At 73.7% G+C, this 11,362-nt stretch carries 11 protein-coding genes and 2 pseudogenes; 7 read left to right on the forward strand and 6 right to left on the reverse strand.

Translation table 11 applies throughout. The annotated features are described in order from the left end of the window. Both ABYE80_RS10165 and ABYE80_RS10170 read right to left on the reverse strand, forming a co-directional pair. Positions 1–330, reverse strand: a pseudogene (locus tag ABYE80_RS10165) (hypothetical protein); the annotation flags it as partial. A 39-nt stretch (positions 331–369) separates the two neighbouring features. Continuing rightward, positions 370–960 (reverse strand): TetR/AcrR family transcriptional regulator, encoded by a 591-nt coding sequence (locus ABYE80_RS10170; protein WP_372790164.1) that lies wholly within the window; start codon positions 958–960, stop codon positions 370–372. 59 nt (positions 961–1,019) lie between these two features. Here ABYE80_RS10170 and ABYE80_RS10175 point away from each other — a divergent pair, with 59 nt between their 5' ends. Together ABYE80_RS10175 and ABYE80_RS10180 are read left to right on the forward strand one after the other, a co-directional pair. Then, the gene (locus ABYE80_RS10175; RefSeq protein ID WP_372790165.1) at positions 1,020–1,868 is read left to right on the forward strand and encodes an alpha/beta fold hydrolase; all 849 of its coding nucleotides are present in this window, start codon (positions 1,020–1,022) and stop codon (positions 1,866–1,868) included. Between the two features lie 63 nt (positions 1,869–1,931). After that, positions 1,932–2,927 (forward strand): asparaginase, encoded by a 996-nt coding sequence (locus ABYE80_RS10180; RefSeq protein ID WP_372790166.1) that lies wholly within the window; start codon positions 1,932–1,934, stop codon positions 2,925–2,927. Positions 2,928–2,942: 15 nt separating this feature from the next. Here ABYE80_RS10180 and ABYE80_RS10185 read toward each other — a convergent pair whose 3' ends face one another. After that, positions 2,943–3,389, reverse strand: a complete 447-nt coding sequence (locus ABYE80_RS10185; protein WP_372790167.1) for a group III truncated hemoglobin — start codon at positions 3,387–3,389, stop codon at positions 2,943–2,945. Between the two features lie 86 nt (positions 3,390–3,475). Between ABYE80_RS10185 and ABYE80_RS10190 the strand changes: the two genes are divergently transcribed. Beyond that, positions 3,476–5,551 carry an alpha/beta hydrolase family protein gene (locus ABYE80_RS10190; RefSeq protein ID WP_372790168.1) on the forward strand — a complete coding sequence of 692 codons (2,076 nt, stop codon included), beginning with the start codon at positions 3,476–3,478 and terminating at the stop codon, positions 5,549–5,551. Positions 5,552–5,606: 55 nt separating this feature from the next. Next, positions 5,607–6,881, forward strand: a complete 1,275-nt coding sequence (locus ABYE80_RS10195; RefSeq protein WP_372790169.1) for an acyl-CoA dehydrogenase family protein — start codon at positions 5,607–5,609, stop codon at positions 6,879–6,881. 53 nt (positions 6,882–6,934) lie between these two features. Here ABYE80_RS10195 and ABYE80_RS10200 read toward each other — a convergent pair whose 3' ends face one another. Then, positions 6,935–7,507, reverse strand: coding sequence for a TetR/AcrR family transcriptional regulator (locus ABYE80_RS10200; RefSeq protein WP_372790170.1), 573 nt, complete (start codon positions 7,505–7,507; stop codon positions 6,935–6,937). 26 nt (positions 7,508–7,533) lie between these two features. On the opposite strand from ABYE80_RS10200, the gene ABYE80_RS10205 reads away from it, so the two are divergent. The 3 genes from ABYE80_RS10205 to ABYE80_RS10215 are packed head-to-tail and all read left to right on the forward strand — an operon-like array spanning position 7,534 to position 9,766. After that, the gene (locus ABYE80_RS10205) at positions 7,534–7,989 is read left to right on the forward strand and encodes an SRPBCC family protein (protein ID WP_372790171.1); all 456 of its coding nucleotides are present in this window, start codon (positions 7,534–7,536) and stop codon (positions 7,987–7,989) included. Positions 7,990–8,042: 53 nt separating this feature from the next. Continuing rightward, entirely contained in the window at positions 8,043–8,243 is a 201-nt protein-coding gene (locus ABYE80_RS10210) for a hypothetical protein (RefSeq protein ID WP_372790172.1), read from the forward strand. Further along, positions 8,240–9,766, forward strand: coding sequence for an SCP2 sterol-binding domain-containing protein (locus ABYE80_RS10215; RefSeq protein ID WP_372790173.1), 1,527 nt, complete (start codon positions 8,240–8,242; stop codon positions 9,764–9,766). The genes ABYE80_RS10210 and ABYE80_RS10215 overlap by 4 nt, the downstream gene beginning before the upstream one ends. Before the next feature lie 21 nt (positions 9,767–9,787). Here the strand turns inward: ABYE80_RS10215 and ABYE80_RS10220 are convergent, their stop codons facing one another. Together ABYE80_RS10220 and ABYE80_RS10225 are read right to left on the reverse strand one after the other, a co-directional pair. Further along, positions 9,788–10,243: a YbjN domain-containing protein gene (locus tag ABYE80_RS10220; RefSeq protein ID WP_372790174.1), complete on the reverse strand. Its 456-nt coding sequence runs from the start codon at positions 10,241–10,243 to the stop codon at positions 9,788–9,790. Between the two features lie 281 nt (positions 10,244–10,524). Continuing rightward, positions 10,525–11,362 (reverse strand): annotated as a pseudogene (locus ABYE80_RS10225) (hypothetical protein); the annotation flags it as partial.

Consider the following 11,362-nt stretch of genomic DNA (forward strand, 5'->3'; position numbering starts at 1 on the left):
GAACACGCCGGCCTTGGAGGCGTCACGCACGTCCTCGGTGACCCGGAGGTAGGCGAGCGAGAAGACGGCGTTGTGGGAGCAGGTCCCGACGACGTTGTCGAGCCGGCGCTGCATCTCCACGATGGTCCGCTCGATGCACGAGTCGGAGCCGTCCTTGCAGTCCGGTTCGAGGTTCGGCGTGAAGGGGACGGGGAACGCGGGGAGCAACGACGGCCAGTCGGCGTACGGGGCGCTCTGCGCCGGTGCCGGGGCGGGCCACGCGGCCGCGCATGCGCACCCGATCGCGGCAACCCTGCCTCCTCGTCGGACGGTCCTCCCGAGACGCCTCATCGGCAGCAGGGTACTGAGAGGTCCCTCCGAGTACCACCCTCAGCCGCGGTCCGCGAGCGCGCGACGCGTCGCGTGCGCCATGGCGGCCCCGGCCGCGTCGAGCGCGCTGGTGTCCCGCAGGGTCCGGGCGAGCACGAACGCGCCCTCGAGCGCGGAGAGCATCGTGAGGGAGAGGAGGCGCGCCCGGTCCTTCGGGATCCCGGCCTCCTCGAAGCGCCGCGTGGCGGCGTCGAGCCACGAGGTGAAGACCTCGGCGCAGGTCGACCGCAGCGTCTCGTTGGTGCTCGCGACCTCGAGTGCCACCGTGGCGATCGGGCAGGCGTCCTGGTAGTCCGTGACGCGCACCGTCTCGGCCGCACCGGCGAAGAAGGACTCGACCATCGCCACCACGTCGCCGTCCGCCTCGTCCGCGATGTGCTCGAACAGGGCGAGGAAGAACGACCCGCCGCCGCGCAGCACTTCCTCGGCGAGCTGCTCCTTGCCGCCCGGGAAGAAGTGGTACAGCGAGCCGAAGGGCGCGCCCGATGCCGTGACCACCTGCTTGAGCCCCGTCCCGGCGTAGCCGCCGCGGCGCATCAGCTCCGCGCTGGCGAACAGGATCCGGTCGCGCGTGCCTGTCGTGCTGGCCATGGGGTCGAGTCTACGGTAGGTTCTTGCTAGAGCGATCTATCTAGTCCCCAGGAGGGCGCATGACCGAGCAGATCGAGGTCCCGGCCGGGACGATCGAGTACACCGATACCGGCGGCAGCGGTCCCGTCGTCGTCCTGATCGGCGGCCTGGCGATCGGTCCCAGCCTGTGGGACGGCGTCGTCGCCGCCCTCCGCGGGGATCACCGCGTGATCGTGCCCACCCTGCCCTGGGGGGCGCACCGCATCCCGATGCGCCCCGACGCCGACCTCTCGCTGGCGGGGCACGCGCGGATCGTCGCCGACCTCCTCGATGCGCTCGACCTGCGCGACGTCACGCTGGTGGAGAACGACACGGGCATGGCGCAGCTCGTGGCCGCCGACCACCCCCAGCGCCTGGCGCGGCTGGTGATCACGTCCTGCGAGGCGTTCGAGAACTACCCGCCGGGGCTGGCGGGCAAGACCGTGGGCCTCGTCGGTCGGCTCCCCGGCGGCGTCCTCCTCGCCATGTCGCAGCTCCGCATCCGGCCCCTGCGGAAGCTGCCGATGACGTTCGGCTGGATGACCAAGCACGGGATCCCCGACGCGATGATGGACGACTGGCTCCGGCCCCTGCTCTCCGATCGCGCGATCCGTCGTGACCTCACGAAGTACATCCGGAGCGTCGACCGCCACGTCCTGACGCAGACGGCGGAGCGCCTGCGCGGCTTCGACCGCCCGGCCCTCGTGGCCTGGGCCGCCGAGGACCGCCTGATGCCGGCGGAGCACGGCCGACGCCTCGCGGCGCTCCTCCCGCAGGGGCGCTTCGTCGAGGTCCCGGACAGCCGCACGCTGATCCCGCTCGACCAGCCGGACCTCCTCGCGGACCTCATCGCCGAGCACGTCCGGGCCGAGGCACCCGCGGTCGCCTGACCGCACGGGTGCGCGGGCACCCCGGCCGGGCAACCCGCACCGCACCGGTAGCCTGGTAGCCGCATGGCCACCTTCCATTCCTCTCAGCCGGCGCGCCGGGTCCGCATCCTGTCCGCCGGCGGCACCATCGGCATGACCGGCGGCGGTGGAGCGACACCGGAGCTGGACGCCGACCAGCTGGTGGACGCCGTCCCGGGGCTCGCGGGCCGCAACGATCTCTCCGCCGAGACCGTGGCCAACAAGCCCTCGGCACACCTCACGCTCGACGATCAGCTGCGGATCTGCCGGACCGCGCGCGACGCCGCGCGTCGAGGGATCGGCGTCGTCGTCACCCACGGCACCGACGTGCTGGAGGAGACGGCGATGCTCGCCGACGTCATCCATGGCGGGGAGGCGCCGATCGTCTTCACCGGAGCGATACGGCCCGCGAGCGCCCCCGGGGCCGACGGCCCGGCGAACCTCGTGGACGCCGTCTCCGTCGCCGCCAGCCAGGAGGCCGCCGGACTCGGCGTGCTCGTCGTCTTCGGCGGAGAGATCCACCACGCGCGCTGCGCGCGGAAGACCGACACGACCTCGCTGGTGGCGTTCTCCAGTCCGCAGACGGGGCCGCTGGGCCGCGTGACGGAGGGGCATCCCACGATCTGGTCGCAGCTACCGCGCAACCCGCCGCTGGATCCGCCCGACCTCGACCGGCGCGTGCTGATCGTGCCGGCGATGTCCGGGGACGACGGGGCCCTGGCGAGGGCCGCGCTGGAGACCGATCCGCACGGCGTCGTCATCGGCACGCTCGGGGCCGGGCACCTCGCCCCCGAGCTCCTCGCCCTGTGGGCCGACGCGGCCAAGCGGTTCCCGGTGGTCGCCTACTGCCGGCCGGAGCGCGGCGTGGTCCTCAACTCGACCTACGGGTACGCAGGGTCGGAGATCGACCTGCGCGGCACCGACATCATCCCCGCCGGCTTCCTGTCGCCGCAGGCGGCCCGCATGAAGCTGCTCGCCTGCCTGTCGTCGGGCCTCTCCATCGAGGAGATCCGCTGGGCGTTCCGTCAGGACGACGGGTAGCCGCCCACGTTCGGGTCAGCGCTCGGAGGGGCTGGCCGGGATGATCTGCAGCACGCCGCCCGGCGCGACCGGCGGCTCGTCCGGCAGGCCGCGCAGCCGTCGGTGGAAGGCGCGGGCGACCCGTTGGGCGTGCGCCTTGGCCTCCTCCGCCCGGGGACCGGCGAACAGCTCGTCGACGGACTGCGTCCAGAGCGCGATCCAGCGCTCGAAGTGACCGCCGCGCAGCGGGGACTTGGCGTTGAGCTGCGCGTGCACGGCGTAGGCACCGCCTCGGTAGCTCCCCGTCCCGAGCAGGATGGTCTCCCAGAAGTCGGTGATCACCGGCACGTGGGCGTCGAGATCGAGGTGCGCGATGTCCGTGAACAGGTAGCCGATCATCGTGTCGCCGAGCGCGCGACCGTAGAACGTGCGCACCAGACGCTCGATGTCGGCGCGGTCGTCGATGTCGGATCCCGGAGCCATCGGTGGCTCACATGGTGGCAGGGAGGGCGGTGCCGAGCACATCCCGGGTTGAGTCTCGGACGCAGACGGTCGATAGTCCTCGAAGGATGCGTCGCCCGTCGCCCATCCCGCCACTGGTCGTCGTCGGTCTCGTGCTCGTGCTGCCGTCGTCCGCGCTGTCCGCGCCGTCGCGGTCGGGTCCCGCGCGGGTGACCGTCGCTCTGACGAGCACCACCACCCTCGGGGTGCGGGTCACGATGGCGGTCAAGGAGCGCCGCGGGAGGCCCCGCAGCGTCACGGTCCGGGGTCACGGAGCGCGGCTCAGGCTCGTGCGTCGCACGATCCGGCGCGACCGCACCCGCACCCGGGTCGTCACGCAGTGGCGGGTGTCCGGCGCAAGGGCGTCCGGCCGCGGGCAGCTCACCGCGCTGGCGGCGAAGCGGGTGACCGTCGAGGTCCGGTGGACCAGGCGCAAGGCGCGAAGCCGCTGGCGGCGGACGGTCGCGCCGGTGAAGGTCAGGACGCCGACGCCGACGCCGACGCATGCCGACCGCGTGGTGGAGGCGTTCGGCGGCCCCGCCGGGCAGTCGGCGGTGACACCCCTGGCGCCCGCCCCACCGGCGCCCGCGCCCACGGAGTCCGAGGCACCGCCCAAGAGCGCCCCGGTGCCGCAGCAGAGCCCGCCGCCGTCACAGGGCGCCGCGCCGCCGCCCGCGCAGAGTCCGCCGCCGTCCCAGGGCGCCGCGCCGCCGCCCGCGCAGAGCCCGCCGCCGTCACAGGCCCCCGCGCCGCCACCCGCGCAGGAACAGCCGCCGAGCGACCCGCCGCCGCAGAGCGCCCCGCCGGCCACCGAGCCCGACCCCGAGCCGGGCCCGGGACACCGCGAGCTCGTGATCGCCACCCCCGCAGGGGACCGGATCGGCGACGCGGATCTGACCGCGGCGCTGGGCGGGAGTGTGCTGCGCGGACGGATCGCCGCGAGCACGATCACGCTCGCCCCGGGGGCGCGGTACCGGCTGGCGACCTGCCTGCGACTCGAGTCCCCCGCCACCGACGGGCACCGCGAGTGCCGCCGTCGCGAGGTCGATCTCCGTGGGGCCACGCAGCCGCGCGCCGAGACCCCGTCGGCGCTCGACGGGGTCGTCCCGGGCGCCGTCACGCAGGTGGCCGACAGCTTTGCTCACGGACTCGTGCTGGTGGAGGTGCGCCGCTCCGGCACGTGGGAGGTGCTCGCCAGCAGCCCGACGTCGGGACTCGACGTCGCCGCCGTGCGCCCCGCCGGATCCGGCTCGCCGGAGAAGCCCCTCCCGGCGACCCTGGTGTCGCGTTTCGCGACGGCCCCGGACCTCGTCGGCGGCGTGGACACCGGCGCTCCGGAGTCCTTCTGCCACGGCACGGATTCGGGGCCCGCGTCGCCTCCGCCGGCCGGGGTCACCGCGTACGGCATCGACCCCGGGGCCGCGTTCTACCACGAGGTCGGCGAGCCCTCGGGAAGCTTTGCCGGAAAGCCCGCGAAGGGCGTCATGGTCCTGGTCCACGGCAGCGGCTGGCTGCTGCACGGCGCGGCGATGGCCGCGACCCTGCGCGCTGACGCCGACCGCTGGCGGGAGCGGGGCTGGCGGACCGTGGCGACGACCCATCGTCCGTGCGCGGCCTCGCTCACGGACGTCATGACCCTCGTCGATCGGGTCCTCGCGGGGCGGCCGGGCGGGGCACCCGTGTGCCTGACCGGGTTCTCCGCCGGAGGTCAGCTCGCGCTGATGGCCGCCGCCATGCGCCCCGCGATCGACTGCGTGGTGGCGGGCGGGACGCCGACGGACCTGACGACGATCGCCGACCAGCGCGTGGACAGCTGGAGGACGTTCCCCGACGGGCCGCTGATGGTCCGCAACGTCGCGATGGCGGCGTTCGGGTCCGAGCGCCTCGCCGAGCTGAGTCCGGCGAAGCATCCGATCCGTGCCCGGCTGCTGGTCGCGACGGGAGCGGACGACTGGGCGATCCCGTGGGCGCAGGCCGAGCAGATCCGGTCTGCGCAGCGGGCCCGCGATCCCGCCGCGGTGGTCCGTCTCCTGAAGCTCGAGGGCGGTTCGGTTCCGTGGGCCCACGCCCCGGTCTCCGAGTCGGCGCTGCGTGAGCTGTACCGCCTGGAGGAGGAGCTCGTCGCTCCCCTGACGGCGCGCTGAGCCGACTCCTCCTCTGCTGAACACGTACGTTCATTCGTGCTCTACCCTGTCGGGCATGGAAGCCAGCACGATCGCTCCCGCCGAAACGCCTGCCGCTGCGGCAGAGGCGGAGCAGCCCACCTTCACCCTCGAGCTCACGCAGGACCAGAAGGACATCCGCGAATGGGTCCACGGGTTCGCCGCCGACGTCATGCGACCCGCCGCGCACGAGTGGGACGAGCGCGAGGAGACGCCGTGGCCGATCATCCAGGAGGCCGCCAAGATCGGGCTCTACGGATTCGAGGGGCTGGCGCAGTTCTTCGCCGACCCGTCCGGTCTGACCATGCCGATCGTCAACGAGGAGCTCTTCTGGGGCGACGCCGGCATCGGCATGGCGATCATGGGGACCGGCCTGGCCGTCGCCTCGATCGCCGCGACCGGCACCGGTGAGCAGATCGGCGAGTTCATCCCGCGCTGCTTCGGCACCGAGAGCGACGTGAAGGTCGCCGCGTTCTGCTCCTCGGAGCCCAACGCCGGATCGGACGTCTCGAACATCCGCACGCGCGCGAAGTTCGACGAGAAGACGAACGAGTGGGTCATCAACGGCCAGAAGGCGTGGGCGACCAACGGCGGGATCAGCGACATCCACGTCGTCACGGCCACGATCGATCCCGAGCTGAAGACCCGGGGGCAGGCCGCGTTCGTCATCCCGATGAGCGAGGTCAAGGGCATGGAGATGGGGGCCAAGGTCAAGAAGCACGGCCTGCGCGCCTCGCACACCGCCGACCTGCACCTCGACGACGTCCGGATCCCGGCCGAGTACGTGCTCGGCGGCAAGGAGAAGCTCGACGCGCGGCTGGCCCGCGCTCGCGAGGGCGTCTCGAACAAGGCCAACGCGTCGATGGCGACCTTCGAGGCCTCGCGTCCCACGGTGGGGGCGCAGGCGCTGGGCATCGCCCGCGCGGCCTACGAGTACGCGCTGGAGTACGCCAAGGAGCGCGAGCAGTTCGGCAAGGCGATCATCGAGAACCAGTCGATCGCGTTCGCGCTGGCCGACATGAAGATGGAGATCGACGCCGCCCGCCTCCTGGTGTGGCGGGCCTCGTGGATGGGGCGCAACCAGATCCCGTTCACGGCGGCCGAGGGCTCGATGAGCAAGCTGAAGGCCGGCGAGGTCGCCCACTGGGCCACGGAGCGGGCGATGCACATCCTCGGCGGCAACGGCTACACCCGCGAGTACCCGGTCGAGCGCTGGCACCGCGACGCGAAGATCTACTCGATCTTCGAGGGCACGAGCGAGATCCAGCGCATGGTCATCGCGCGGGCGATCTCGGGCGTGCACATCCGCTGAGGCACGGGCGAGGGGTGGACCAGCCGGTGCTCAGGGGGTGAGCGCTCGCTGGTTCACCCGCGGCCGAGCGCGGCCTCGTTGAGGGCGATCCAGGCCTCGATCGCTGCGGTCGTGCCCTCGCGGTCCCCCGTGGCCAGGAGGTCCAGCAGGAGCCCGCGGGTCACGGCGATGCCGAGACGCCCCATCGCGCGGGCGGTCTCCGGGTCCATGCCCTGCGCGACGTTGATCTCGGTGATGGGGCCGAGCCACTCCTCGACGATGCCGTCGAGGAGCGCCGTCGTCCCCGGGCGTCCTTGCAGCGCCTGGCCGTAGATCTCGAAGAACAGGCGCTCGTTGGGCCACAGGGACGGGTCGGAGATGTGGGCCCACCACGCGCGCATCGCCGCGGACGGATCCACGGTCGGGTCGGGCACGAGCGCGGGGAGCGCCGCCCGCTGCTGCCCCTCGACGGCACGGATCACCTCGACCCACAGCCCCTCCTTGGACCCGAAGTGATGGATGAGCATCCGGTGGCTCGTGCCGATCGCGGCAGCGAGCTCACGTAGCGAGAGATCGGTGAGGCCGCGCTGCGAGATGAACTGGACCGCGCGTTCCAGCAGGCGGTCGCGGGCGTCTTGACGGGCCACGGAGGAAGTGTACCATCTGGTACATCATGCCCAAGCCCGTCACAGTCACCGTCGACGTCGACCAGCCGCGTCCCGAGGTGTTCGCGTTCCTCGACGTCCTGTCCAATCACGAGCCGTTCACCGATCACGTCCTGGTCGACTGGACCTACTCCGGGCCAGATCGCGGCGTCGGGTCGCGGGCCAGCGTCGTCTCGACGGCCGGCGGTCGGAAGGAAGCCGTCGAGATCGAGGTCATCGATGCCGTGACGCCCGCGCAGATCGTCGAGCGCAACGTGAGCGCCAAGGGCAAGCGCGTGGGGCACGGCACCTACGACCTCGCCGAGCTCCCCGGCGGCGGGACCCGCATCTCCTTCACGTACTCGTGGGAGCAGGCGCCGCTGGCGGATCGAGCCCTCGCACCGCTCGTGCGCATGGTGCTGCGCCGCAGCAACCAGCGCGCCATGCAGCGGCTCGCGGAGCAGTTGCCGCAGGCCGTGCGCTGACCGTCCGGCCGAGCGCAGGGCTGTCCGGGACGGCCGTTAAGGTGCCCGCGCTCGTGTCGCCCGCCCTGCTCAACGGCCATCCGACGTCACCGGTCCTGCTCGACCTCCCGGGTCCCTCCCGCCGCGTGCGGGTGGAGCCCGTCGAGCTGCCGATCCCGGCCCGTCCGCCGGAACCCGCCCCGGCGCCCGAGCCCGCCCCCGAGCCGGCCCGCGCGCCCGCGCCGACGCCCGAGCGCGATCCGGTCCCGGCGTGAGCGCGCGCTCGCCGGACTTCGTCGAGCCCGTCGTCGGCTTCCGCGCCTGGCGGCTGGCGGACGACGGGGAGCTCGTGCCGTGGACCGTCACCAGCGCAGGAGGCTGGGTGCCGGGCGTCAACACGGCGGCCTGCCACATCGCGCGGTTCGCCCTGGCGATGGGTGACGGGCCGCGCCGGACCCCGCGACACCGCCCTCCGGCCGCCACCTGCATGTGCGGCCTGTACGCGCTGCACGATGTCGACGACCCGCGGATCGCGCCCGGGGACGGCAGCGCCCTCGGCGCGATCGTGGCCTGGGGCGACCTCGAGGTGCACGCCACCGGATTCCGCGCCGAGCACGCGTGCGTCGTCGCGCTCGCCCTCCCCGAACGGGCCGGCCCCGGCGAGCGCGACCGGCTGGAGCGGGCGGCGAGGCGCTACGGCGTGCCCCTGGTGCCCCGGCTCCACCTGGAGGCGGCTGCGCGTGAGCACGGCGCCCCGCTACCGGCGTTCGACCGGCTCCCGGTCGGCGGCCGCGGGCGCGGCGTGGGGCTCGGTGAGCGACCGCCGTGGGCCTTCCCGGCACCGGACCTCAGCCCGGGCGGGGAGGTCGGGTACGACTTCCAGGCCCACGTCTGGCTCGAGACCGCGACCGACCACGTCGTCCTCGGCGTCACGCGGCAGCTCGCGGCCCTCTTCGGGCCCGACCCCGAGGAGGTGAGCGTCACCGTCGAGCCCCCGGGCACCGAGGTCGCAGCCGGGGACGTCGCCGCCCGCGTCACCGCGCGGGGCCGCACCTACCTCGTGTGCGCCCCCGTCGCAGGGACGATCCTGGAGGCGGCGACGCAGCCGCGACGCCTGCTGGCCTCCCCCGAAGGCGCGGGCTGGCTGGTGACCCTGCGGCCGTCCTCCTGGACGGAGGACCGTGATGCGCTGCGGTGGGGGCCCGAGGCACGGGACGCCTACCACCGGGACGCAGGCCGCCGGCAGGTCGGCGTCGACCCGTTCGCCGACGTGCGTGCCGAGCGCGTCACCGCCCTTCCACGCGTCGGCTCCTGGGGCGACGTGCTCGCACAGCTCCGTGCGGCCCGCGAGCGCCCGCTTCCGCGGTTCGCCGACGCCGCCGAGCTCTACGACCGCCTTGGCGTCGATCTGGGCTGCGCCCTGCACGACGATCCGCAGGTCGCGGCACGGCTGGGGCGGATGGGGACGACCGTGGCGCTCGAGCTCAGCGAGCCGGCGGCTCGCGTCACGCTGGAGCTGCACGGGGGGACGCCCCGCCTGCGGCTCGGGACGACCGAGGCCACGGCCGACATCACGCTCTCGTGCAGCGCCGAGGGCGCCCACCGTCTGCTCCGCGGGGACCTCGACGCCGCGAAGGCCCTGCGTTGCGGGGACCTGCGGTCGACGCAGGGCACGGCCCGGACGCTCGCGGTGCTCAGCGTCCTCAAGGGAGTGCAGCAGGCCTACGCCCGGCGCGCGGCGCCCGACCCGGGCCCGACCGAGCTCGCGGCGCGCCGGCTCGGCATCGCCGCGGGCTGAACGCCGGGGCGTCCGCGCGGTTCAGTCGTCGTCGACGCCGCCGTGCTCCTCGAGCATCGTGCGGAAGGGCTTGCCGCCCAGTTCGTCGACGAGCTCGTCGTCCAGCACCTCGGCGGACGTCGCCACCACGGACAGGGCGTTCATGAGCTCTCCGGCCTGCAGCCGGTCGGCGAGGATGTCGTACTCCACGATCAGGGCGCCCTCGTCGAACACGAACTTCGTGAAGAACGAGTTGTTGTTCAGGCGGTTCACGCGGTTGAGCGCTGCCGCCGCGCCCGGGCTCTCGGGATCGATGTCCTGGAGGATCGGACTGCTGAGGGTGATCACCGTGCCGTCACGCCACGGGGAGAAGCCGATGAACACGGCCGCGGAGTCGAACATGAGGCGGTAACCGCGCCCGTCCTGGGCGGTCTCGAACGCCACGCCTTCCCGCACGAGGATGCCCGCGACCTGCTCGATGCTCGCATCGATGTCCATGTGCGCCTGAGCCTATCCGCCGTGCGTCGGCGTGGGTCAGAAGAAAATCTCCTGCTTCGGGTGTTGCGGTTCCGCGGCCTGGGTACAGGGTCAGGACCGGCGCGCCACGGTGTGCGTCGGCGGGAGGTTCACCGCGCAACCACCCACCGGTCCCCCGGGTGAACGCGGTACGGCCTCTCCAGACGTATCCGGTCCCACACAGCCTCCGGTCTGGCACTCCCCGCCCGCCGGACCGGAGGTGGGCCGGATGCGTCGTTCCCTTGGACGGGCTGCCGCGGAGCTCAGCGCAGGCGCACGCGAGCCGACCTGCTCACGCGCTCCGGCTCCGTGATCGTGACGCGGACCCGCAGGGTCATCGCGCGTGAGGCCCGCGCGATGCGACGGCGCGCGGCGGCCCGCAGGCGAACCCGTAGCCGGTGGGTCGACGCGGCGATCCGGACGCGACGGCTGCCCACCGTGCGGCCCCGGCCGTCGCGCACGTCGATGCGAGCCGCGCACGGGCAGTCCAGACCGCTGCGCAGACGCACGAGGATGCCGTTGCCGACGGCGCTGCGGCGCGTGGTCGCGGACGCCGAGAGCCGCAAGGCGACACGGTCGCCGGTCGCCGGCCCCGAGGGGTCGGAGGTGCCGGGCGTCGGAGCGGGATCGACCGGCGGGACGGGATCGTCGGCCGACGCCGTCGGGTCCGGCACGGCAGGCGGCGTCGGGGCCCCCGGTGAGGAGGGTGGCTCCGCGGCCGGGGCCGGCGACGCGGGGTCGGGCACCGGGGCCGCCGGGGCCGGGGCCGGGGGCGGTGACGGTGGCGCCGGGTCGGTCACGGGGTCCTCACCGACCCACAGGCGCACCTGCGCGCCCTGCTCGCCGACCGCGAGGGTCTCGATCGTGATCTTGCGGGTCGCGTCGGTCACCTGGCGGCCGGACCCCAGCGCCGCATCGGCGAAGGTGGCGGTCTGCGGCGTCGTGTCCAGCAGCTGGGGTAGGGCGCTCCCCTGCACGGAGGTGGGGACGAGCCGGACGCTCACGCCGCCGACCACCCAGTCGACGAGCGAGAACGCGTCGAAGATCCCGGTCGGCCGGCGCAGCTCGAGGTGGTAGCTGCTCCCGTCACCGCGCGGGATC

This window comes from Paraconexibacter sp., assembly GCF_041602235.1.
GTDB lineage: Bacteria > Actinomycetota > Thermoleophilia > Solirubrobacterales > Solirubrobacteraceae > Paraconexibacter.

Bases quoted from the DNA above. Each gene is read 5' to 3' on its own strand.
- ABYE80_RS10180 (WP_372790166.1), top strand. From the start codon at position 1,932: ATGGCCACCTTCCATTCCTCTCAGCCGGCGCGCCGGGTCCGCATCCTG.
- ABYE80_RS10175 (WP_372790165.1), top strand. From the start codon at position 1,020: ATGACCGAGCAGATCGAGGTCCCGGCCGGGACGATCGAGTACACCGAT.
- ABYE80_RS10190 (WP_372790168.1), top strand. From the start codon at position 3,476: ATGCGTCGCCCGTCGCCCATCCCGCCACTGGTCGTCGTCGGTCTCGTG.
- ABYE80_RS10185 (WP_372790167.1), bottom strand. From the start codon at position 3,389: ATGGCTCCGGGATCCGACATCGACGACCGCGCCGACATCGAGCGTCTG.
- ABYE80_RS10220 (WP_372790174.1), bottom strand. From the start codon at position 10,243: ATGGACATCGATGCGAGCATCGAGCAGGTCGCGGGCATCCTCGTGCGG.
- ABYE80_RS10170 (WP_372790164.1), bottom strand. From the start codon at position 960: ATGGCCAGCACGACAGGCACGCGCGACCGGATCCTGTTCGCCAGCGCG.
- ABYE80_RS10205 (WP_372790171.1), top strand. From the start codon at position 7,534: ATGCCCAAGCCCGTCACAGTCACCGTCGACGTCGACCAGCCGCGTCCC.
- ABYE80_RS10195 (WP_372790169.1), top strand. From the start codon at position 5,607: ATGGAAGCCAGCACGATCGCTCCCGCCGAAACGCCTGCCGCTGCGGCA.